Source organism: Nocardioides sp. BE266, from assembly GCF_031457855.1.
Lineage (GTDB): Bacteria > Actinomycetota > Actinomycetes > Propionibacteriales > Nocardioidaceae > Nocardioides.
The window spans coordinates 699,041-720,407 of record NZ_JAURTI010000001.1 but is presented as its reverse complement, the minus strand read 5'-3'; the positions used below and the strand labels follow the sequence as shown (position 1 = coordinate 720,407).

At 72.9% G+C, this 21,367-nt stretch carries 21 protein-coding genes; 14 read left to right on the top strand and 7 right to left on the bottom strand.

Going from position 1 to position 21,367, the window contains the following annotated elements:
* The first annotated feature begins 70 nt into the window (after positions 1-70).
* Positions 71-1,063: a hypothetical protein gene (locus J2X46_RS03455; protein ID WP_310246907.1), complete on the top strand. Its 993-nt coding sequence runs from the start codon at positions 71-73 to the stop codon at positions 1,061-1,063.
* A 7-nt stretch (positions 1,064-1,070) separates the two neighbouring features.
* Here J2X46_RS03455 and coaA read toward each other — a convergent pair whose 3' ends face one another.
* Positions 1,071-2,075 (bottom strand): type I pantothenate kinase, encoded by a 1,005-nt coding sequence (gene coaA, locus J2X46_RS03450; RefSeq protein WP_310246905.1) that lies wholly within the window; start codon positions 2,073-2,075, stop codon positions 1,071-1,073.
* Positions 2,076-2,140: 65 nt separating this feature from the next.
* Between coaA and glmS the strand changes: the two genes are divergently transcribed.
* The 9 genes from glmS to tsaD all read left to right on the top strand — a co-directional run bounded on the left by glmS (position 2,141) and on the right by tsaD (position 11,085).
* On the top strand, positions 2,141-3,985 hold the full coding sequence (glmS, locus tag J2X46_RS03445; RefSeq protein WP_310246902.1) for a glutamine--fructose-6-phosphate transaminase (isomerizing): 1,845 nt from the start codon (positions 2,141-2,143) through the stop codon (positions 3,983-3,985).
* Between the two features lie 65 nt (positions 3,986-4,050).
* On the top strand, positions 4,051-4,404 hold the full coding sequence (locus J2X46_RS03440; RefSeq protein WP_310246900.1) for a holo-ACP synthase: 354 nt from the start codon (positions 4,051-4,053) through the stop codon (positions 4,402-4,404).
* A gap of 5 nt (positions 4,405-4,409) precedes the next feature.
* The gene (locus J2X46_RS03435) at positions 4,410-5,816 is read left to right on the top strand and encodes an NAD(P)H-hydrate epimerase (protein ID WP_310246897.1); all 1,407 of its coding nucleotides are present in this window, start codon (positions 4,410-4,412) and stop codon (positions 5,814-5,816) included.
* Positions 5,817-5,824: 8 nt separating this feature from the next.
* The gene (gene alr / locus J2X46_RS03430; protein WP_310246894.1) at positions 5,825-6,997 is read left to right on the top strand and encodes an alanine racemase; all 1,173 of its coding nucleotides are present in this window, start codon (positions 5,825-5,827) and stop codon (positions 6,995-6,997) included.
* Positions 6,994-8,058: an alpha/beta hydrolase gene (locus J2X46_RS03425; RefSeq protein WP_310246892.1), complete on the top strand. Its 1,065-nt coding sequence runs from the start codon at positions 6,994-6,996 to the stop codon at positions 8,056-8,058. The genes alr and J2X46_RS03425 overlap by 4 nt, the downstream gene beginning before the upstream one ends.
* Positions 8,055-8,945: a tRNA (adenosine(37)-N6)-threonylcarbamoyltransferase complex ATPase subunit type 1 TsaE gene (gene tsaE, locus J2X46_RS03420; RefSeq protein ID WP_310246890.1), complete on the top strand. Its 891-nt coding sequence runs from the start codon at positions 8,055-8,057 to the stop codon at positions 8,943-8,945. Before J2X46_RS03425 ends, tsaE begins: the two co-directional genes overlap by 4 nt.
* A gap of 10 nt (positions 8,946-8,955) precedes the next feature.
* The gene (gene tsaB / locus J2X46_RS03415; protein WP_310246888.1) at positions 8,956-9,594 is read left to right on the top strand and encodes a tRNA (adenosine(37)-N6)-threonylcarbamoyltransferase complex dimerization subunit type 1 TsaB; all 639 of its coding nucleotides are present in this window, start codon (positions 8,956-8,958) and stop codon (positions 9,592-9,594) included.
* Positions 9,591-10,046 (top strand): GNAT family N-acetyltransferase, encoded by a 456-nt coding sequence (locus J2X46_RS03410; RefSeq protein WP_310246886.1) that lies wholly within the window; start codon positions 9,591-9,593, stop codon positions 10,044-10,046. Before tsaB ends, J2X46_RS03410 begins: the two co-directional genes overlap by 4 nt.
* Entirely contained in the window at positions 10,039-11,085 is a 1,047-nt protein-coding gene (tsaD, locus tag J2X46_RS03405) for a tRNA (adenosine(37)-N6)-threonylcarbamoyltransferase complex transferase subunit TsaD (RefSeq protein WP_310246884.1), read from the top strand. The genes J2X46_RS03410 and tsaD overlap by 8 nt, the downstream gene beginning before the upstream one ends.
* 77 nt (positions 11,086-11,162) lie before the next feature.
* Here the strand turns inward: tsaD and J2X46_RS03400 are convergent, their stop codons facing one another.
* The 4 genes from J2X46_RS03400 to J2X46_RS03385 form a co-directional block, all read right to left on the bottom strand.
* On the bottom strand, positions 11,163-12,584 hold the full coding sequence (locus J2X46_RS03400; protein ID WP_310246882.1) for a hypothetical protein: 1,422 nt from the start codon (positions 12,582-12,584) through the stop codon (positions 11,163-11,165).
* 3 nt (positions 12,585-12,587) lie between these two features.
* Positions 12,588-13,001 carry a hypothetical protein gene (locus J2X46_RS03395; protein ID WP_310246879.1) on the bottom strand — a complete coding sequence of 138 codons (414 nt, stop codon included), beginning with the start codon at positions 12,999-13,001 and terminating at the stop codon, positions 12,588-12,590.
* A gap of 83 nt (positions 13,002-13,084) precedes the next feature.
* Positions 13,085-14,299: a hypothetical protein gene (locus tag J2X46_RS03390; RefSeq protein ID WP_310246877.1), complete on the bottom strand. Its 1,215-nt coding sequence runs from the start codon at positions 14,297-14,299 to the stop codon at positions 13,085-13,087.
* Positions 14,296-14,868: a SigE family RNA polymerase sigma factor gene (locus J2X46_RS03385; protein ID WP_310246875.1), complete on the bottom strand. Its 573-nt coding sequence runs from the start codon at positions 14,866-14,868 to the stop codon at positions 14,296-14,298. Before J2X46_RS03385 ends, J2X46_RS03390 begins: the two co-directional genes overlap by 4 nt.
* A gap of 162 nt (positions 14,869-15,030) precedes the next feature.
* Between J2X46_RS03385 and J2X46_RS03380 the strand changes: the two genes are divergently transcribed.
* Positions 15,031-16,149, top strand: a complete 1,119-nt coding sequence (locus tag J2X46_RS03380; protein ID WP_310246873.1) for an S-(hydroxymethyl)mycothiol dehydrogenase — start codon at positions 15,031-15,033, stop codon at positions 16,147-16,149.
* Positions 16,149-16,781: an MBL fold metallo-hydrolase gene (locus J2X46_RS03375; protein WP_310246870.1), complete on the top strand. Its 633-nt coding sequence runs from the start codon at positions 16,149-16,151 to the stop codon at positions 16,779-16,781. Before J2X46_RS03380 ends, J2X46_RS03375 begins: the two co-directional genes overlap by 1 nt.
* Positions 16,782-16,787: 6 nt before the next feature.
* Here J2X46_RS03375 and J2X46_RS03370 read toward each other — a convergent pair whose 3' ends face one another.
* On the bottom strand, positions 16,788-17,441 hold the full coding sequence (locus tag J2X46_RS03370) for a helix-turn-helix transcriptional regulator (RefSeq protein ID WP_310246867.1): 654 nt from the start codon (positions 17,439-17,441) through the stop codon (positions 16,788-16,790).
* A 379-nt stretch (positions 17,442-17,820) separates the two neighbouring features.
* Between J2X46_RS03370 and J2X46_RS03365 the strand changes: the two genes are divergently transcribed.
* On the top strand, positions 17,821-18,279 hold the full coding sequence (locus tag J2X46_RS03365) for a hypothetical protein (RefSeq protein ID WP_310246864.1): 459 nt from the start codon (positions 17,821-17,823) through the stop codon (positions 18,277-18,279).
* A 49-nt stretch (positions 18,280-18,328) separates the two neighbouring features.
* On the top strand, positions 18,329-20,119 hold the full coding sequence (locus J2X46_RS03360; RefSeq protein WP_310246860.1) for a glycoside hydrolase family 3 N-terminal domain-containing protein: 1,791 nt from the start codon (positions 18,329-18,331) through the stop codon (positions 20,117-20,119).
* Position 20,120: 1 nt separating this feature from the next.
* Here the strand turns inward: J2X46_RS03360 and J2X46_RS03355 are convergent, their stop codons facing one another.
* Positions 20,121-21,296, bottom strand: a complete 1,176-nt coding sequence (locus tag J2X46_RS03355; protein ID WP_310246857.1) for a class I SAM-dependent methyltransferase — start codon at positions 21,294-21,296, stop codon at positions 20,121-20,123.
* Between the last annotated feature and the right edge of the window lie 71 nt (positions 21,297-21,367).

Genomic DNA, 21,367 nt, shown 5'->3' with positions numbered 1-21,367 from the left:
CCTGATCACGTCCACCACGTCCTCAGATATCCGGGTGCGGGCACCGGGGACCGCGGCTACGGTCGCGGGCGTGGTCGACATCGAGCAGATCAACCCGCACAACGAGGCGGCGCTGCGCGCCTGGTGGGAGGTCGGCCACGCCGCGACGGCGTACCGTCCCGGCAAGCCGTGGCCGGTGTGGGAGATGAGCCGCGTCTCGCTGCCTGCCGAGAACCCCGAGCGCGGCATCACGCTCATCGGCGCCATCGACGGCCGGGAGATGGTCGGCGCCGGCCTGCTGACCCGCACCCTGCAGGACAACCTGCACTCCGCGATGGCGTTCGCCTACACCCGCCCCGACCGGGTGCGCGAGGGCATCGGCCGCCGCCTCGTCGAGGAGCTCGAGGTGGTCGCCGCCGGAGACGGCCGTACGACGGTCCAGAGCGAGGCCTACCTCCCGCCGGGCGGCTCCGGCGTGCCCGAGGCGTTCGCCACCGCGATGGCGTACGCCGTCGCCAGCCGCGAGTCGATCAAGGAGCTGAACCTGGCCGACTACCTCGAGCGCCGCGAGGAGCTCGCCGCCTCGGCTCCGGTGCCGGACGGCTACCGGATCCTCACCTTCGACACGGTCTGTCCGGAGGAGCACCTCGAGTCCTTCGGCCGGCTGCTGGGGATGCTGATGTCGGAGGTGCCGCTGGGCGAGCTGGACCTCGAGGACTCCGAGTGGACCCCCGAGCGGATCCGCGCGGCCGAGCAGCGTGAGGTGGCCATCGGCCGCCACGTGCAGACCGCGATGGCCATCGCCCCCGACGGCTCCGTGGCAGGGGTGTCCGACGTGCGCGTGGACGACTCCGACCCGGCCGCCGGGCAGGTCGGCATCACCCTCGTCGACCCGGCCCACCGCGGCCACCGTCTCGGGCTCGCGCTGAAGCTCGCGACCCACGACCTCGCGGTGGCGACGTACCCCGAGCTGGTCACCGTTGACACCTCCAACGCCGAGGTGAACACCTGGATGAACGCCGTCAACGAGGCGCTCGGCTACCGCACCATCGAGACCCTGCTGGAGCTGCAGAAGAAGCTCTGAGCGGGCCCTACAGCTTGCGGAGGCGGACGTACTTGACCGAGTGGTCGGCGTCCTTGCGGAGCACGAGGTTGGCGCGGGAGCGGGTGGGGGCGACGTTCTGCACCAGGTTGGGCTCGTTGATGGAGTCCCAGATGCGGGTGGCCTGGTCGACGGCCTCGTCGTGGGAGAGGGCGGCGTACTTGCGGAAGTACGACGCCGGGTCGCGGAACGCGGTCTCGCGCAGCCGCAGGAAGCGGTCGACGTACCAGCGCTTGATGTCGGTCAGCGCGGCGTCGACGTAGACGGAGAAGTCGAAGAAGTCGCTGACCGCGAGGCCCGTGCGGCCGTCCTCGCGCACCCGGGCCGGCTGGAGCACGTTGAGGCCCTCGACGATGACGATGTCGGGGCGCTTCACCACGACCTTCTCGTCGGGCAGGACGTCGTAGACCAGGTGGGAGTAGATCGGCGCCTCGACCTCGTCGCGGCCGGACTTGATGTCGATGACGAACTTGAGCAGCGCCTTGCGGTCGTAGGACTCCGGGAAGCCCTTGCGGTGCAGGAGGCCGCGGTCCTCGAGGACCCGGTTCGGCAGCAGGAAGCCGTCGGTGGTGACCAGTGCGACGTTGGGGTGCTCGGGCCAGTGGGCGAGCATCTGCTGGAGCACGCGGGCGGTGGTCGACTTGCCGACCGCGACCGAGCCGGCGAGCCCGATCACGAAGGGAGTACGCGGCGGGGTGACGCGGTGCAGGAACTCCTCCTGCTCGCGGTGGAGCCGGGAGTTGGCGGCGACGTAGAGGCTGAGCAGGCGCGAGAGCGGGAGGTAGACCTGCTCGATCTCACGCAGGTCGAGGGCGTCGCCGAGGCCGCGCAGCCGCACGATCTCCTCGGGCGTCAGGACGGTCTCCGCGGTGCCGGCGAGCTGCGCCCAGGCGGCCCGCTCGAGCTCGACGTAGGGGGAGACCTCACTGGTCGACGAGCTGCCGGTGGCGCTGCCGTTGGTGCTGCCGTGGGGCGGCGCCGGGACCTCGGACATGGGTGCGATTGTGGCACCGCGGCGCGATGCAGCCGTGCAGCGGCCTGCCGATAGACTCCTCGGCCATGTGCGGAATCGTGGGATACGTGGGTGCGAAGCCTGCCGAAGGCGTGGTCATCGAGGGCCTGCGGAGACTGGAGTACCGCGGCTACGACTCCGCCGGGATCGCCCTGATCGACGACGGCACGATCGTCAGCGACAAGCGTGCGGGCAAGCTCGCCAACCTCGAGAAGGCGATCGCCGACTCACCGCTGCCGCCCGTCACCACCGGCATCGGGCACACCCGCTGGGCCACCCACGGCGCGCCCACCGACCGCAACGCCCACCCGCACGTCGGCCGTGCCCGCCGCGTCGCGCTGGTCCACAACGGCATCATCGAGAACTTCGCCGAGCTGCGTGCCCGGCTCGAGGCCGAGGGCGTGGAGATGGCCTCCGACACCGACACCGAGGTGGCCGCGCACCTGCTCGAGGAGCAGCTCGAGACCGGCGTCGACCTCACGGTGGCGATGCAGAACGTCTGCCGCGGCCTCGAGGGCGCCTTCACCCTCGTCGCGGTCGACGCCCAGGACCCCGACCGCGTCGTTGCTGCCCGCCGCAACAGCCCGCTGGTGGTGGGTCTCGGCGAGGGCGAGAACTTCCTCGGCTCCGACGTCGCGGCCTTCATCGAGCACACCCGCGAGGCGATGGAGCTGGGCCAGGACCAGGTCGTCACCATCACCCGCGAGGGCGTGAGCGTGTCGGGCTTCGACGGCACCCCGGCCGAGGGCACCCGCTACCACGTCGACTGGGACCTGTCGGCCGCCGAGAAGGACGGCCACGACTGGTTCATGCGCAAGGAGATCTTCGAGCAGCCGCGCGCCGTCGCCGACTCGCTGCTCGGCCGCCGGAGCACCGACGGACTGCTCCAGCTCGACGAGATGCGCCTGTCCGACCAGGACCTCCGCGACATCGACAAGATCATCATCATCGCGGCCGGCACGTCCTTCTACGCCGGCATGGTCGCCAAGTACGCCATCGAGCACTGGTGCCGGATCCCGGTCGAGGTCGAGCTCGCGAGCGAGTTCCGCTACCGCGACCCGATCCTCACGTCCTCCACGCTGGTCGTCGCCATCAGCCAGTCGGGCGAGACCGCCGACACCCTGCAGGCGATCCGCCACGCGCGCGTGCAGCGCTCGAAGGTGCTGGCCATCTGCAACACCAACGGCTCGACGATCCCGCGCGAGTCCGACGGCGTCATCTACACCCACGCCGGCCCGGAGATCGGGGTCGCCTCGACCAAGGGCTTCCTCACCCAGCTCGTCGCCTGCTACCTCCTCGCGCTCTACCTCGCGCAGGTCAAGGGCACCCGCTACGGCGACGAGATCGCCGAGGTGATGGACCAGCTCGACCACATGCCGGACCACATCGAGACGGTGCTCGCGAAGTCCGAGGAGGTGTACGCCCTCGCGCGCGACCACGTCGACAGTCGCTCGGTGCTCTTCCTGGGCCGCCACGCCGGCTACCCCGTCGCCCTCGAGGGCGCGCTCAAGCTCAAGGAGATCGCCTACCTCCACGCGGAGGGCTTCGCGGCCGGTGAGCTCAAGCACGGCCCGATCGCGCTCGTCGAGGAGGGCCTGCCGATCCTGTGCGTGGTGCCGCCGCGCGGCCGCGACCAGCTACACGACAAGATGCTCAGCGGCATCCAGGAGGTGCGCGCCCGCGGTGCCCGCACCCTCTGCCTGGCCGAGGAGGGCGACACCACGATCGAGCCCTACGCCGACGTGCTGTTCACGCTGCCGAAGGTGCCGGTGCTGCTCCAGCCCCTCGTCGCCGTCGTACCTCTCCAGCTGTTCGCGTGCGAGCTGGCCTCGCAACTGGGCCACGACGTGGACCAGCCGCGCAACCTCGCCAAGTCCGTCACGGTCGAGTAGGGAACCCACCCCGCGAGAACGCGCTTCGCTTGCCTTCTCGCGGGGACCCCGGAAAGGAGTGGGGCATGCCGGTCATCGGCGTCGGCATCGACGTGGTCGACATCGACCGCTTCGTGCAGTCCCTCGAGCGCACGCCGTCCCTGCGGGGGCGGCTGTTCACGGACTCCGAGGCCAGCCGCCCGCCGGCCTCGCTCGCCGCCCGGTTCGCGGCCAAGGAGGCGATCGCCAAGGCGCTCGGCGCACCGACCGGGATGCACTGGCACGACGCCGAGATCGTCTCCGAGGAGACCGGCCGGCCGCGCTTCGAGATCCGGGGCACCGTGGCGGCGCAGGCCGAGGCCATGGGCGTCGCCCACGTCCACGTCTCGCTCTCCCACGACGCCGGCATCGCCTCCGCCGTGGTCGTCCTGGAGGGCTGAGGGCCGTGCTGCGCGCCCACACCGTCGAGCAGGTACGCCGCGCCGAGGAGGCCGCGATGGCGGCCGTGCCCGAGGGCACGTTGATGCAGCGCGCCGCCGCCGGACTGGCGACCGCCGTCATCGACCTGCTCGGCGGTGCGTACGGCAGCCGGGTGCTGCTGCTCGTCGGCGCCGGTGACAACGGTGGCGACGCGCTATGGGCCGGTGCCCGGCTGGCCGCGCGCGGCGCCCGCGTCGAGGCCCTGCTGCTCTCCGAGCAGGTCCGCGCGGACGGCCTGACGGCCCTGCACGCGGCCGGAGGCTGGGCGACCCGCGACCTCGACGAGCTCTCGACGACGCCCGACGTGCTGGTCGACGGCATCGTCGGCATCGGCGGCCGTCCTGGGCTGCGCCCCGACGCCGTCGCCGCCCTGGCCCGCTTCGAGGGGGTGCCGGTGGTGGCCGTCGACGTGCCGTCCGGGGTCGGCGTCGACACCGGCGAGGTCGACGGGCCGCACGTGCGTGCCGACCTCACCGTCACGTTCGGCACCCACAAGGTCGCCCACCTCGTCGATCCCGCGTCGGCCGCCAGCGGCGCGCTGCACCTCGTCGACATCGGGCTCGACCTGCCCGAGGCGGCGGTCGAGGCGCTTCAGACCGACGACGTCCGCGCGCTCCTGCCGCGGCCCGGGTGGGACGCGCAGAAGTACACCCGCGGCGTCGTCGGCGTCCGCGCCGGCTCGGCGACCTACCCCGGCGCGGCACTGCTCGCCGTCGCCGGCGCCAACGCCGGCCTCGTCGGCATGGTGAGGTACGTCGGCCCTGCCGCCGTCGCCGACCGGGTGCGTGCCGCGCACCCCGAGGTCGTGGGTGCCGGTCGCGTGCAGGCCTGGGTCGTGGGACCGGGAGGCGGCGACGACGCGGCTGCGATGCTGGCCGACGCCCGCGCCGACGGCGTACCCGTGGTGGTGGACGCCGACGCACTGCGCCACGTCGACGGGCCGTTGCCCGGCTGCGTGCTGACGCCGCACGCCGGTGAGCTGGCGGCGATGCTCGACGTGGCGCGCGAGGAGGTCGAGGCGCAGCCGCTGGAGCACGCCCGGGTCGCCGCGCGCCGGTGGGACTGCGTGGTGCTGCTCAAGGGCCACCACACGCTCGTCGCCGACCCGGGCGGCCGGGTCCGGGTGACCACGACCGGGGTGCCCTGGCTGGCGACAGCAGGGGCCGGAGACGTGCTGGCCGGGCTGGTCGGCGCGCTGCTCGCCGCGGGCCTCGAGCCCCTCGACGCGGCGTCGGTCGGGTCGTGGCTGCACGGCGCCGCGGCCACCGAGGCCGCGGACGGTGGTCCGCTGACCGCGAGCCGGGTCGCCGTCCACATCCCACGGGTGGTGCGCGAGACGCTGTCTCCCCCCGAGTCAGGGCTTTTGGGATGATCGTTCCCATGCCCGATCCCGTGCCGCACCGCGCCGAGATCGTCGTCGACGTCGCCGCCATCCGCCACAACGTGCGGATCCTGAAGGACCTGGTGTCCGCCGACGGGCCGGTCCAGCTGATGACGGTCGTCAAGGCCGACGGCTACGGCCACGGCATGGTCGAGTCGGCCGCCGCCGCGCGCGAGGCCGGTGCCGACTGGCTCGGCGTCGCCACGATCGACGAGGCGCTGGCGCTGCGCGCGGCCGGCGACCGCGGCCCGCTGCTGTGCTGGCTCAGCGCCCCTGGCGACGACTTCGCCGGCGCCGTTGCGGCGGGGGTGGAGGTCACCGCCTACACCGTCGCCGAGCTCGACGAGGTCGCGGCGATCGGCGGTGCGCGCGTCCAGCTCAAGGTCGACACCGGGCTCTCCCGTGGTGGCGCGGCCCGCGCGGACTGGGAGGCGCTGTTCGCCGCCGCGGCCGCCCACGGGGCGGCGGGCCGCGTGCGGGTCAGCGGCATCTGGTCGCACTTCGCGGCCAGCGACGAGCCCGCGCACCCGGCCAACGACGCCCAGGAGGCGGCCTTCCGCGAGGCGCTCCGGCTCGCGGAGGACGCGGGCCTCGACCCCGAGGTGACCCACCTCGCCAACTCGGCGGCGGCGATCCTGCGCCCGTCGTCGCACTTCGACCTGGTCCGCTGCGGCATCGCGTCGTACGGCCTCGACCCAGCGCCCGGCGTCAGCCCGGGCATCGGCCTCCGGCCGGCGATGACCGTGCGTGCGCGGCTGGTGATGAGCAAGACGATCCACGCCGGCGACGGCGTCTCCTACGGCCACACCTGGGTCGCCGACCGCGACACGACGGTCGGCGTGGTGCCGGCCGGCTACGGCGAGGGGATCCCGCGCGCCGCGGGCAACACCGCGTCGGTCTGGGTCGAGGACTCGCTGCGCCCGATCCGCGGCCGGGTGTGCATGGACCAGCTCGTCGTCGACCTGCACGGAGAGCTGCCGCCTGCCGGCACCGAGGTAGTCCTGTTCGGCCCCGGCGACCTGGGCGAGCCCACCGCGCAGGACTGGGCCGAAGCGGTCGGCACCATCAGCTACGAGATCGTCACGCGCCTCGGCGGCCGGCTGGTCCGACGCCACGTCGACAGCGACGCCGTCGGGGAGACCGCGGACGAGACGGAAGGGACCACCCGTTGAGCATCAAGGGCCGCATCTTCGGCACCGTCGTGGGCGCAGCCGGCCTGGCTGCCGCCGCCGGCGCGGTCGGCATCGCCCGCCAGAACCGGATCATCGGCAACCGCGCCGCCGGCGAGGACGTCGCGTTCGGTGAGCTGCACAGCGCGCCGCGCGTGGTGGTGGCCGACGACGCGGTCGACCTCCACGTCGAGATCGACGAGCCCGCCGACTTCGGCGGCCGGGCCTCGACCGAGGACGACCTGACCGTCGTCTTCGTGCACGGCTACTCGCTCAACCTGGACTGCTGGCACTTCCAGCGCGCCGCCTACCGCGGCCAGGTCCGCACCGTCTTCTACGACCAGCGCAGCCACGGGCGTTCGGCGCGCTCCGACGAGGACCACTGCACGATCGAGCAGCTGGGGCACGACCTGCGACGCGTCATCGAGGACACCGTCCCCGGCCGCTGCGTCGTCGTCGGGCACTCGATGGGCGGGATGAGCGTCATCTCGCTGGCCGAGCAGCACCCCGAGCTCTTCGGCGACAAGGTGGTCGGCGCGGCGCTCATGTCCACCACCGCGGGTGGGCTCGACCCGGGTCGCATCCTGTTCCCGATGCTGCCCCTCGGTCTCGGCGGCCGGTTCGTCGGCCGGGCCGTGCGCACGCTCGACATCGGCCACCTCGTCGTCGACCAGGCGCGCAAGTGGGGCCACGCCGTCGCTGACGTCTTCACCGACCGCTACGCCTTCGGCGACGACGTACCGGCCAGCATGGTCGAGTTCGTCTACTCGATGCTGAACTCGACGCCGTTCGCAGTCGTCGCGGACTTCTACCCGGCCTTCGCGACGCTCGACAAGTTCGAGCACCTCGAGCCGCTGAGCCGGGTGCCCACGTCGGTCATCTGCGGCACCGAGGACAAGATCACCTCGGTCGGCCACAGCCGCAAGCTGCACAGCCGGATCCCCGGCTCGAGCCTGCTCGAGTGCGAGGGCGCGGGCCACATGGTGCTGCTGGAGCGGCACAAGGAGGTCACCGCGGAGCTCGACGACCTGCTCTCGCTGGCCCAGGGACAGGCCCGGCCGTGACCGTCGTCGTACGCCGGGTCGGTCCGGAGGCGGCCGCCGAGGTCCTCGCGGTGGTGCGGGAGGCCTTCGGCGCGCGCCCGCCGCTGGACCCGCCGGCCGACGCCCTGGGCGAGGACGAGGCCTCGATCGCCCGGATGCTGTCCGTGCGCGGCGGCCTGGTCGCCACGCTCGACGGAGTGCCGGTCGGGTGCGCGATCCTCGACGTCGGCCCGGACGGGATCGTGCTGCGCCGCTTCGGCGTCACCCCGGCTGCCCAGGGCCAGGGCGTCGCGACCGACCTGGTCGAGGCGGCCGTGGAGGCCGCCACCGGTCGGTCCGCGGTGAGGGTCGTCGCACGCGAGGAGCTGCCCGAGACCGTCGGCTTCTGGGAGCGGCACGGGTTCGTGGTGACCGGCCGGTCCAGCCCCTACGTCGAGCTCGCGCTGTGGCTCGGAACGACCTTCGACACCCCCGACGCCGACACCATGCGCAGGCTGGGGGAGCGCGTCGGCACCAGCCTGGTCGCGGGCGACCTCGTCGTCCTCACCGGTGAGCTGGGTGCCGGCAAGACCACGTTCACCCAGGGCCTGGGCGAGGGCATGCAGGTGCGCGGGGGCGTCACCTCGCCGACCTTCGTCATCGCGCGGGTCCACCCGTCGCTGGTCGAGGGCCCCGACCTCGTGCACGTCGACGCCTACCGGCTCGGCGGCCTCGACGAGCTCGACGACCTCGACCTCGACACCTCGCTCGACTCCGCGGTCACGGTGGTCGAGTGGGGAGCCGGTCTCGCCGAGGGACTGGCCGAGGCCCGCCTCGAGGTGGTCATCGAGCGCACCGTCGGCGACGCGCCGGCCGAGGGTGAGCTCGACCCGCGGCGGGTGTCCCTGCGCTGGGTCATCGGGAAGTAACCTCGTCGCCGTGTTCCTCGCCTTCGACACCGCCACCCCGCTGGTCAGCGTCGCGCTCCACGACGGTGACCGCGTCGTGGTCGAGCACTCCTCCGAGCAGCCGATGAAGCACGGGGAGCACCTCGCGCCGCTGATCGCCCGCGCCCTCGACGACGCCGGGATCGTCCGGCAGGACCTGACCGCGATCGCCGTCGGCGTCGGTCCCGGCCCGTTCACCGGCCTGCGCGTCGGCGTCGTCACGGCCCGCACCCTCGGCTTCGTGCTCGAGATCCCGGTCTACGGCGTGTGCTCCCTCGACGCCGTCGCGCTCGAGGCGGTCGGCACCGGCGCCGCGTCCGGCAGCTTCCTGGTCGCCACCGATGCCCGGCGCAAGGAGGTCTACCTCGCGTCGTACGACGTCGACGGGGCGCGCCTCGAGGGCCCGGTCGTCACCAAGCCGGCGGAGGTCGCGACCACCGCCGAAGTGGCCGGTGCCGGACCCGGCCTCTACCCTGAGGCGTTCCCCCACGCGATCACCCCTGACCGGCCCAGCGCCGGCTGGATGGCGCACGGCGTCAGCGCCGAGCTGGTGGAGCTGCTCGACCCCGAACCCCTGTACCTCCGGCGGCCCGACGCGGTCGCCGGCGCACCCAGAAAGCCCGTCTCGTGATCCGTCTGGCCACCCTGACCGACCTCCCGGCCCTCACCGCGCTCGAGCAGGAGCTCTTCGGGGTCGACGCGTGGAGCGAGGCGCTGATCCGCCAGGAGATCGAGGGCCTGGGACGTCGCTTCCTGGTCGCCGAGGACCTGTCCGGCTACGCCGTGACGATGACCGCCGGCGACATCGTCGACCTGCTGCGCATCGCCGTACGCCCCGAGTCGCGCCGCACCGGCATCGCCTCCCGGCTGCTCGAGGAGGCGCTGGTCGACACCGAGGGTGCCTCGCGGATGCTTCTCGAGGTGAGCGTGCGCAACGCCGAGGCGCTCGGCTTCTACGTCGCCCGCCAGTTCAGCGTGATCGACGTCCGGCCCCACTACTACCGCGACGGCTCGGAGGCACTGGTGATGTGCCGCTGGCTGCCGGGCGCCGCGCGCGCCCAGTCCGCGACGGCCCATGACTGACGAGCCGCTCGTCCTCGGCATCGAGACGTCCTGCGACGAGACCGGTGTCGGCATCGTCCGGGGCCACACGCTGCTGGCCGACACGGTCGCCAGCAGCGTGGAGGAGCACGCTCGCTTCGGCGGTGTCGTGCCCGAGGTCGCCAGCCGCGCCCACCTCGAGGCCATGGTGCCCACGATCGAGCGGGCCGCCGAGACGGCCGGCATCGCGCTGAGCGACGTCGACGCGATCGCTGTCACCAGCGGGCCGGGCCTCGCCGGCGCCCTGCTGGTGGGCGTGGCCAGCGCGAAGGCGCTCGCCCTCGGCCTCGGCAAGCCGATCTACGGCGTGAACCACCTCGCCGCCCACGTCGCCGTCGACCAGCTCGAGCACGGGCCCCTGCCGGAGCCCTGCCTGGCGATGCTCGTCTCCGGCGGCCACTCCAGCCTGCTCGAGGTGACCGACGTGACCGTCGGCGTCGAGCCGATGGGCTCGACCATCGACGACGCGGCGGGGGAGGCCTTCGACAAGGTCGCCCGGCTGCTCGGGCTCCCGTTCCCCGGCGGCCCGCACATCGACAAGGCCGCCCGCAGCGGCAACAGCGTCGCGATCGACTTCCCGCGGGGTCTGTCGAGCCGTCGCGACCTCGAGCGGCACCGCTTCGACTTCTCCTTCTCCGGGCTCAAGACCGCGGTGGCGCGGTGGGTCGAGGCCCAGCAGCGCGAGGGTGCCTCGATCGACGTCAACGACGTCGCCGCGTCGTTCCAGGAGGCGGTGTGCGACGTGCTCACCCGCAAGGCGATCGACGCCGCCTCGAGCCGGGGCATCGAGGACATCCTGATCGGCGGTGGCGTGGCCGCGAACAGCCGCCTGCGGGCGATGGCCGAGGAGCGCGCGACTGCGAAGGGCATCCGGGTCCGGGTGCCGCGACCGGGCCTGTGCACCGACAACGGGGCCATGGTGGCCGCGCTGGGGGCCGAGCTCGTCGCCCGAGGACGTACGCCGTCGCTGCTGGACCTGCCGGCCGACTCCTCGCAGCCGATCACGACCGTCGTCGCCTGAGGCCGCGCCGGCCGAAAATGACGAGATCCCCGCCCGAGAGCGGGGACCTTCATCACGACTCCTGCTGGGGGAACCCCTCAGTCCAGGACGCCGGGTGCGACGTCGTCGTCGCCCAGCCAGTCCTGGTCGTAGACCAGGCTGTCACGATCTGCTGCCTCGTCACGCTCGCCCTTGCGGCCGCCGCGGCCGCCCGCCGTGCCCTGGCCGCCGGCGCGGGCGCCGCTCGAGCCACGGCTGCCGGACCGGCTGCCCGAGCCCGTGGAGGAACCGCGAGCGCCGCTGCTGCCGCCGCGGCCGCCGGCAGAGCCGCGACCGGACGTGCTGCCGCTGGAGGCGCCGCGGGTGGGGGACGACCCGGCACTGCGCGAGGCCGGGGTGCCCGAGGTCGCCGAGCGCGACAGGGAGCCGGCGCTGCCGGCCCGGCCGGTCGAGCCGATCGGCTTGACCGGGCTCGCGCCGCGCACGCCTGAGGTCGGGACCGCGCCGGGGCGCACGGCACCGGCCGCGAGGCCACCGGCGCCGCCCGCCGCGCCGAACGCCGCCGCGGACGTCGCCGCGGACGTCGCGCCCCCGGAGCCACCCGCGCCGCCGCTCGAGATCGGCGCGGAGACCTGCGAGCCGGTGGGCTGGTAGGTCGTGCCGTTCTGCGAGCTGCCGATCACCGTCGTCGTCGGCTCGGTGTGGACAGGAGTCGTCGTGGTGGGCGTCGTGGTGGTGGGCGTCGTCGTGGTGGTGGTCGTGGTCGTCGTGGTGGTGGTCGTGGTGGTGTTGTTGTTGTTCCCGTTGCCGTTCCCGTTGCCGTTCCCGTTGCCACCTCCGTCGATGACGAACTGGTTGCCGCCGCCACCGTTGCCGCCACCACCGGTCGCGGGCGGTGCCTGGGTGCCGGGAAGATAGGGGCCGCCGGGACCGGAGGGCACGCTCGGCGGCGGCTCGGTCGGGTCCTCCTGGCCGTGGATCTCCTTCATCGGCGGGATCGCGCCGAGGAAGGCGGCGTCCATCTGCTTGGTGAGCGCCAGGGACTTGGCCTCCTGCTTGTCGTACTGGCTCTGCCAGGCGCTGCGCTCGTTGGACCGGGCCTGCGAGGCGTCGGCCTGGGCCTGGATCTCCTCGGGCGTGGGCTCGACGCCGGGGGTGCCGGCGGGTGCCTGGTAGGGGGCCGGCTTGGTGCCGATGTCCTCGAAGCCGTCGCGCGAGTCGCGCGTGTCGGAGAGCTGCTGGCCGACCTGGCGCAGTGCCTCGCCGGCGGCCTGGAGCTGGTCGGCCTTGGCCGTCATCGAGGTGGCCGACTCCTCCATTCCGGCGCGGAGCGCCGGGCCCGTGAGCGTCTGCTCGCCGATGCGGAGCTCGGCCTGGCCGGCCGCCCGCTGGAATGCCTCGGCGACGATGCGCAGCTCGTCTGCCTTCTTCTTCCAGTCCCGGCCTGCGTTGGTGACGACGCCCTCGGTGGCACCGTCGAGGTAGGTGTCGAGGCGGAGTCGGTTGGGTCCCTTGGTCACGGCTCAGTCCTGGCTCTCGGTCGGAAGGGAACAGGTGTTGCCCGGGTCGAAGGTGGGGGCAGCGACGCACTGGGTGGAGGCCTGGATCAGGTTCATCGTCGCCGAGGTCTGCTCGGTCGTGCGCTCCATGTCCTTGCCGAAGAGCTCGACGGAGCTGGACATGCCCCGGATGCCCGCGGCCATCTTCTTCAGCTCCTCGCGGACGGCCTTGTGGGCCATCTCCACGTTGGTGCCGAGGCGGTAGCCGCCGGTGTAGGAGTCACCGAACGACGCACTGCTCACTGGGGTGACCTGGTCCTTCTCCATCCCCTCGGCAGCCGTGTCGAAGGACGCCATCAGGGACGAGATCGTCTCGGAGTCGATGTTGAGCCCGACCATCGTCTGGGTCAGCAGTTCCCTGTCTTCGAGCGGCAGCATGCTGTGTCCTTTCCCCCGTGTCACACAACCGAAACCCACTGTAAGCAGATGTTCGGGTCGCGGCAGCATCTTCGGGGGTGGAGCTAGCTGGGCACCGCCACCGCCAGTCCGGACAGGCCGGCGCTGGCGATGCCGATGCGCTGCACGGACCCGTCGAGGCCGAGGCGCATCATGTAGGACTTGTCGCCGACCCACAGCCGGGCCACCAGCGCCTCGTCGCCGACCCAGGTCATCTGCGTCCAGAACCCGCCGACCGTACGACGCGGGAGCGCCGCCTCGAAGGTGACGACCTCCTTGCCGGTCGCCGCGTCGAGCACCGTGATGTCCGGCGTGCCGTCCCCGTCGGACTCGGCGCGGGCGCCGACGACGTACCTCCCGGTCGCGCTGAAGGGGCCGAGCCGGCGGTCGCAGGTGGTCCAGCTGGGGTCGCCGCTGCCGGCGGCGTCCACGACACCGAAGCAGGTCCCCTCCGGCCGGATCTCGGTGATCCCGGCCACGACGCCGGCCGAGGCGGCGTCGGCCTGGACGAGCCCCGACACCTCGACGGGCTGGCCACCGCCGGCGACAAAGGTCTTCGGGTCGCCGATGTTGTACGTCGCCCGCACGGCCACGGTGTCGTCGGACACGAAGCCGAGCGGGATCACGGGCTCGTCCTGCGCCGAGGGAGCGAACCTCGTGTAGACCCACTCCTGACCACCGGTGGGGTCGGCGACGACGACCTGCCACTGGGTGCCGTCGTACTCCGACCAGGCGATCCGGCCGCCGTCCGGGCGCACCACGAGGCCACCAGTGGGGCCGCCGGCGTCGTCGACCTGGAGGTCGGGCCCCAGGAACTCCATGAAGGCGCCGGACTTGTCAGCCTCGTCGTAGACCGCCACTCCGGCCCAGCCGTCGAGGTAGGGGGTGACGGTGGAGAAGTCGTGCGGCAGGTCGTAGGTGCCGTCCGCGGTGATCAGCGTCGGACCGTCGACGTCCAGGAGCGGGACGGGGGCCTCCTCGATCACCTCGGCGCTCTGTGCGTCCACCTTGATGGTGCCCGACGCCACCTGCGGGCTCGGGCTCGGGGTCTGCGTCGCGGGCGGTACGTCGCTGCGCTGGCCCGGCCCCGTGGCCGAGAGCCCCATCGGGATCGCGATGGCGAGCACCGCGGCGACGGCCAACCCGGCAACCGTGCGTCGGCGGCGCTGGATGCGCCCGGCGCGGCGGCGTACGTCGGTGATGCTGAGGGGAGCGTGCTGCAGGGGGTCGACGCGGCGGTGGAGGCCGTCGTGGACCTGGTCCTCGAGGGGAGTGTTCATCGTGCCTCGTCTCCGGACTCGCGGGGGTGGAGCCCACTCGGATTGAGAGACTGGGGGGCGCGGGCGCGCAGCCCGGCGAGGGCGCGGCTGGCCTGCGACTTGACCGTGCCGACCGAGATCCCGAGGGTGTCGGCGATCTCGGCCTCGCTGAGCTGCTCGTAGTAGCGCAGCACGATCACCGAGCGCTGCTTGGGCGGCAGGGTCTGGACGAACGACCAGAGCACGCCGCCCATCCCGTCGTCGTACTCGTCGAGGGTGCCGGTCTCGGGCATCGTGTCGGTGGAGTGCTCGCGGCGCTTCCACGCCCGGCGCCACAGCGAGTTGTGCTCGTTGACCATGACGCGGCGGACGTAGCCGTCGAGGGCGCCGTGGTCGCGGACCTTGTCCCACGACAGGTAGAGCTTGGCGAAGGCGTTCTGGAGGAGGTCCTCGGCGCCGGCGTGGTCGCCGACGAGCAGGTACGCCGTCCGGTACAGGGCGGTCTGGCGCGCGGACATGTAGGCGGAGAACTCGGCGTCCTTGTCGGCCCGGCGGTCCTGCGCACCCATGTCGACGAGTGTCGTGCTCACCCTTCACCCCCGTTCGTCTTTCGTGTGGTGTGTCTGACGTCTGTTCTGCGTCTTCTGTTCTGCGTCGAACTGCAGTGAGGACGCGATCGCGGACACGGGGGTTGCAACTATTTGGTCGGGATTGGTTGGCTCGCGACAACGCGAAGAACACAGGAGGAACCGATGCAGCAGGTCAAGGCCGTCGTCGCGCTCGCCAAGGGCGAGCCGGTGCAGCTCACCACGATCAACGTGCCCGACCCCGGGCCGGGCGAGGCGGTGGTGCAGGTGCAGGCCTGCGGGGTGTGCCACACCGACCTGCACTACCGCGAGGGCGGGATCAACGACGACTTCCCGTTCCTGCTGGGCCACGAGGCTGCGGGTGTCGTCGAGTCGGTGGGCCCGGACGTGACCGGGCTCGAGCCGGGCGACTTCGTGGTGCTCAACTGGCGTGCGGTGTGCGGCAGCTGCCGGGCGTGCGACCGCGGTGAGCCGTGGTACTGCTTCGCGACCTTCAACGCGACGCAGAAGATGACGCTCGCTGAGGGGGAGATGGCTGGCACGGAGCTGTCTCCGGCGCTGGGCATCGGGGCGTTCGCGGAGAAGACGCTGGTGGCGGCCGGGCAGTGCACGAAGGTCGACCCGTCGGCGCGTGCTGCCGCGGTGGGCCTGCTGGGTTGCGGCGTGATGGCCGGCCTGGGTGCGGCGATCAACACCGGCAACGTCGGTCGCGGCTCGACGGTCGCGGTGATCGGCTGTGGTGGTGTGGGTGCGGCCGCGATCGCGGGTGCCGCGCTGGCCGGTGCCGCGAAGATCATCGCGGTCGACATCGACGACCGGAAGCTCGAGACCGCGAAGAAGCTCGGCGCGACCCACACGGTGAACTCGACGGAGGTCGACGCGGTCGAGGCGATCCGGTCGCTGACCCCGCCGCCGGACGGCACCGGGCACGAGGGTGGGGCCGACGTCGTGATCGACGCCGTCGGTCGCCCGGAGACGTGGAAGCAGGCGTTCTACGCCCGCGACCTGGCCGGCACGGTGGTGCTGGTCGGCGTACCCACCCCGGACATGAAGGTGCCCGACATCCCGCTCATCGACGTTTTTGGCCGCGGCGGCTCGCTGAAGTCGTCCTGGTACGGCGACTGCCTGCCCTCGCGTGACTTCCCGATGCTGGTCGACCTCTACCAGCAGGGCCGGCTCGACCTCGACGCGTTCGTGACCGAGGAGATCGGGATCGGGGACGTGGAGGCCGCGTTCGACAAGATGCACGGGGGCGACGTGCTGCGCAGCGTGGTGGTCTTCTGATGTCCACCAGGACCGGGCTCCGCGTGGACCACGCCGTCGTCTCGGGCACGTTCAGCCTCGACGGGGAGACCTACGACGTCGACAACAACGTGTGGGTCATCGGTGATGACGAGCAGTGCCTGGTCATCGACGCCCCTCACGACGTCGACGCGATCCTCGGGGTCGTGGCGGGTCGGGCGGTGAAGGCGATCGTGTGCACGCACGCCCACGACGACCATGTGCGCGTCGCGCCGGCGCTGCGGGTGGCGACCGGGGCGCCGGTCCTGCTGCACCCCGACGACCGGCCGCTGTGGGAGCTCACGCACGGTGGGGACGAGGAGGGCGCTGAGCTGTGGGACGTCGACCTGAGCGACGGGCAGTCCCTGACGATCGGCGGTGCCGCGGTGACGGTGATCCACACGCCGGGCCACGCGCCGGGCGCGGTGTGCCTCTACGTCCACGACCTGGGCTGCGTCTTCACCGGCGACACCCTCTTCGAGGGCGGGCCGGGCGCGACGGGGCGGTCCTTCAGCGACGCCGACCTGATCAAGGAGTCGATCCGTGCGCGGCTCCTCGAGCTCCCCGACGAGACGGTCGTGCACACCGGCCACGGACCCGACACGACGATCGGCGCCGAGCGGGCCAACGTCTGACCGAAGTCAGGCGCCCAGCCGGCCATGGGCAGCGATGGGGGTGGTCCCCGGTGGGTGAATCGCGTGCGCACGTAGTCGGCGCTCCTCCCGCAGCTCATCGAGGTGGAACGCCTCGGCGACCAGCTGGTGCCGCGCAGGGTGGTCCACCGGCGTGCCGTAGACGTCGCGAAGGATGCGCTTCCACCTGCGGTGGTGGTAGCGGACCGACGGCACCTCCCACTTCCGTGACCGTCCCCGCCACCACGGGCCCTGCCCCGTCATCATGGCGTCGCGCGGGGCCCACCAGCCCGTGACCTCGAGGTCGACGTGCGCCGGGTAGCGACGCCTGGCCCGGTCGCGACCTCCGTCGTCCCGCATGGGCTCCACCTCCTTCCCGGTCTCCTGGTCGTGGAGGCTGAGCCGCAGCCCCGCCAGTCTGAGCATCTCCAGCAGGACCGTGGCTCGCGGGCTCGTGCGCCGCGTCTCCCACCGCGCCACCTGCGACTGCGAGATGCCGAGCATCTTGGCCAGCCCCCGCTGTGAGACGTCGAGGATCCTCCGAATCCGTCGCACCAGCCCGGGGATCTCCCCGTCGAAGGGACCCATCAGGTAGTGGTCCACCTCGGCCTCGGTCCAGTCGGCCATCTCCGCGGGATCGACCCGGGTGAGCGAGATCGTCATGCCTGCTCCTCGTCGTGCTCGTCGTCGTACGCCCATCCGACCCACCCCCACCGACAACCCCGCGTTCCTCCTCCACAGCCCGCACTCGTCCACAGGCGTCGAGTGCCTTCGTGGCGCACAGCCCGCTCCTGACCACACCCCACCCGCACCGCTCCGTCCGGCCACCTCCCGTACTTGCAGCTGAGTCGCTGACGGACTCAGCTGCAAGTGCCGCCGGAACCCGTGCCGCACGCGGCGTTCCCTTGGCAGTGAGTCGCTCAGCGACTCAGGTGCAAGGGGGCGGCCGGCCGGTCGTCGGGGGGATGGGGGGTGGAGGGATGGGAGGTGGCGGGATGGAAACGGAGAGCACCGCGCCGGTACCCGGGGCTACGGTCGGGGCATGAGCAGCGAGCCGTTCGTCCCCGAGGACTTCGAGCCACCCCGGGAGCTGGTGACCGACGAGTTCCGGCTCGAGCCGCTCGGGCCGCAGCACAACGACTCCGACCTCGAAGCGTGGACCTCGAGCATCGAGCACGTGCGCGGCACGACCGGCTTCGTGGGAGGCAGCTGGCCTCCGGAGGGCGGCATGTCGTCCGAGGACAACCTCGCGGACCTGGTGCGGCACGCGGCCGACTTCGAGGCGCGCACGGGCTTCACGTTCACGGTCATCGACCCGGGGTCCGCCGAGGTGATCGGCTGCGTCTACATCTACCCCTCGAAGTCCGAGGGCCACGACGCACAGGTGCGGTCGTGGGTCACCGCGAGCCGGGCCGGGCTCGACGAGCCGCTGGCCGACGCGGTCGCCGCCTGGCTGGCCGCCGACTGGCCCTGGCAGCGCGTGGACCGGCACGGCCGGTGACGGTGGCACCTGCCACCATGGCCGGATGCGGAGCAGCATGACGAGAGGCGTGACGGCCAGGGGCACCAGCCTGCTGGCCACCCTGGCGCTGCTCGCCTCGCTCGCCGCCTGCGACGGGGGAGAGGACGATCCCCGCGACGAGCCGGCCGCCGAGAGCGCCGCGCAGGGAGAGGCCGCCACGCCGCAGACGCCGTCCGAGGAGCTCGGGCTGGCCGAGGGCTGGGGCCCGGACCGCGCCGAGCTGGACCGGGCCGCGGGGATCGTGCACCGGATGCGGCTCCCACAGCTGGCGGGGCAGGTCATCGTGGCCGACTGGCAGGGCACGGCGGCGCCGGTCGCGATGGTCCGCGACCTGCACCTCGGCGGCGTGATCGCCTTCGACTCCAACATCGCCTCGGCCGCGCAGGTCCAGGCCCTCACCTCCCGGCTCACCCGCAAGGTCGGCCGGAAGTGGCCGCTGTTCCTCGGCGTCGACCAGGAGGGCGGCGTCGTCGAACGGCTGCGTCGTGCCGCCACCCGCTTCCCGGCGTTCATGAGCGCCGGTGCCGCCGGCGACGTCACGCTGACCCAGCAGTCCTACGCCGCCAGCGGGGCCGAGCTGCGCGGGCTCGGCTTCACCGTCGACTTCGCCCCCGACGCCGACGTGACGTCCGGTCCGGGCGACCCGACCATCGGGTCGCGCGCCGCGTCGTCGTACCCCAGCACGGTGGCCGAGCACGTCGTCGCCGCGGCGAACGGCTTCGCCTCGTCCGGCATCCTGCCGGTGGTCAAGCACTTCCCCGGGCACGGCTCGGTCCCGGCCGACAGCCACGTCACGCTTCCTGTGCAGACCAAGTCGCGCAAGGAGCTCCGCACGACCGACCTGGTGCCGTTCCGCACCGCGATCGGCGCAGGCCTGCCGGCCGTGATGGTCGGGCACCTCGACGTGCGGGCCATCGACCCGCGCGTCCCGTCGTCCCTCTCGCGCAAGGTGGTGACCGGCCTGCTGCGCGACGACCTCGGCTTCGGCGGCCTCGTCGTCACCGACGCCCTCGACATGGCCGGTGTGACCCGCGGCCGCGACCCGGGTCGTACGGCGGTGCAGGCGCTGCGCGCCGGGGCCGACGTGCTCCTGATGCCGCCGTCGCCGGCCGTCGCACGGTCCGCCATCGTCCGTGCGGTGAAGGCGGGCTCGCTGCCCCGCCGGCGCCTGGACCAGGCCGCGGCACGGCAGATCGCGCTGCTGACCCACCTGGCCGGTCCCGGCGGCGCGACGCCCGGAGCGGCCAGGGGCGCCTCCCGCGCCCTGTCGGCTGCCGCGGTGACGATGGTCGCCGGCGAGTGCACCGGTCGCGTCGTCGGGCAGCAGGTCTACGCCTACGGCGATCCCGCCGCGGTCTCGGTCTTCACCGCGGCGGCTGGCCGTGCCGGTCTCGACGTGCTGCTGCGCAAGGCGACGCCGGCGCGGCTCGCCCGGGCGATCCCGAAGCCGCACCGCAAGCCGGGGGAGCGCCGCAAGAAGTACAAGTTGCGCAAGCGGGCGTGGAAGAAGGCGGAGGCCCGGCGCGAGCGACGCCTCGCCTCGTGGACCGCCCGCGAGGACGCTCGTCTGGCCGCCGGCACGCCCGTCGGCTTCACCGGCTTCCACGATGCGCCGGTCGACGGCGACGTGGCGGTCGCCACCGACAGTCCGTGGGTGCTCGGCCGGGTGTCCGCCCCCACGCGCATCGCGACCTTCGGCGACACCCCTGCCGCGATGGACGTGCTCGTCGAGGTGCTGCTCGGGAAGGCGCCAGCGCCTGGTCGCCTGCCCGTGAGGGTCGCCGGCGTCGAGCGCTCCGGGTGCGACTTCGGGGAGTGACTCAGAAGGGCTCGACCAGCAGCGCCGTGCCCTGGCCGGCGGCCCGGGTCAGCACGAGGGTCGCCTCGTTGTCGCCCTTGAGGGCCAACCGCTTGCGCAGCTCCTCGGGCACGACCTGGACGCCGCGCTTCTTGATCGTCAGCCGGCCGATGCCGCGCTCGAGCAGGGCCGCCTTGAGCTGCTTCTCGCGGTAGGGGAGGTGCTCGACCACGCGGTAGCCCCGGGCGAACGGCGTACGGAACGAGTCGTCGCTGGTGACGTAGGCGATGTGCTCGTCGACGAGCCCGCCGTTGACGCCGGCCGCCACTGCCGTGACGAGGCCGGCGCGGATCACGGCGCCGTCGGGCTCGTAGAGGAAGGCGCCGACGCCACGGACGTCCGCGCCGGGGTCGTCCTCGTCGGTGAGGGTGGCCAGGCCGCGGTCACCGATGACGGTCGCGCGCCGGTCGGTGGTCGACAGGTCGGGCGACCAGAGCACGGCCTCCTTGACCTCGCCGCCGTCGCTGACCCACTCGGCCTCGACGCCGGCGGGCACCAGGTCGTGGCCGATGCCCGGCGCGACCTTGACGAGCGAACGACGAGCCAGCAGGTCGAGGACCCACGGCCACGGCGGGGTCCAGCCCTCGACGTCGAAGACCCGGCCGCGTCCTCCGCGCCGGGCCGGGTCGGCGAAGGCAGCGTCGAAGCCCCGCGGGTCGACGGTGGTCGCGTCGCCGGCCTGCACCGCGCCGGGCAGCCCGAGCGCGGTCAGGTTGGCCCGGGCCATGGCGGCCCGGACCGGGTCGAGCTCGACGCCGGCGGCGAGCAGGCCCGCTCGCGCGAAGGCGATCAGGTCGCCGCCGATCCCGCAGCCGAGGTCGATCACACTGCCGCCGGGGATCGCCGCCGCCAGTCGCGCGGCGCGGTGGTCGGCGACGCGGGTGCGGGTGGCCTGCTCGAGCGCGTCGGGGGTGAAGAACATCAGCCGGGCGGCCTCCCCGAGCTTCGCGACCCCCTTCTCGCGCAGCTGCGCCTGGGTGGTGGCGGCGGCCGCCTTCTCGGCGTCGGGCTCGAGACGTCGTACGACGCTCGCGACCCGCACCGGGTCGCCGGCGTGGTCGGCCCAGGCCTGGGCGGCGTGGACCAGCAGGCGCCCGCCGTCGGTCGTCTGCAGCCACTCCAGCGTCTCGATCTCCACGTGGGCATCCTGTCAGGCGGTCCGTGACCAGCCTGCGCTAGCACTCGGTTGGGCAGAGTGCTAGCGTCTGT

What these genes read in the sequence shown, in the direction of transcription:
- coaA (WP_310246905.1), bottom strand. Translation starts at nt 2,075, where the DNA reads ATGTCCGAGGTCCCGGCGCCGCCCCACGGCAGCACCAACGGCAGCGCC.
- glmS (WP_310246902.1), top strand. Translation starts at nt 2,141, where the DNA reads ATGTGCGGAATCGTGGGATACGTGGGTGCGAAGCCTGCCGAAGGCGTG.
- J2X46_RS03440 (WP_310246900.1), top strand. Translation starts at nt 4,051, where the DNA reads ATGCCGGTCATCGGCGTCGGCATCGACGTGGTCGACATCGACCGCTTC.
- alr (WP_310246894.1), top strand. Translation starts at nt 5,825, where the DNA reads ATGCCCGATCCCGTGCCGCACCGCGCCGAGATCGTCGTCGACGTCGCC.
- tsaD (WP_310246884.1), top strand. Translation starts at nt 10,039, where the DNA reads ATGACTGACGAGCCGCTCGTCCTCGGCATCGAGACGTCCTGCGACGAG.
- J2X46_RS03395 (WP_310246879.1), bottom strand. Translation starts at nt 13,001, where the DNA reads ATGCTGCCGCTCGAAGACAGGGAACTGCTGACCCAGACGATGGTCGGG.
- J2X46_RS03390 (WP_310246877.1), bottom strand. Translation starts at nt 14,299, where the DNA reads ATGAACACTCCCCTCGAGGACCAGGTCCACGACGGCCTCCACCGCCGC.
- J2X46_RS03380 (WP_310246873.1), top strand. Translation starts at nt 15,031, where the DNA reads ATGCAGCAGGTCAAGGCCGTCGTCGCGCTCGCCAAGGGCGAGCCGGTG.
- J2X46_RS03375 (WP_310246870.1), top strand. Translation starts at nt 16,149, where the DNA reads ATGTCCACCAGGACCGGGCTCCGCGTGGACCACGCCGTCGTCTCGGGC.
- J2X46_RS03370 (WP_310246867.1), bottom strand. Translation starts at nt 17,441, where the DNA reads ATGACGATCTCGCTCACCCGGGTCGATCCCGCGGAGATGGCCGACTGG.
- J2X46_RS03365 (WP_310246864.1), top strand. Translation starts at nt 17,821, where the DNA reads ATGAGCAGCGAGCCGTTCGTCCCCGAGGACTTCGAGCCACCCCGGGAG.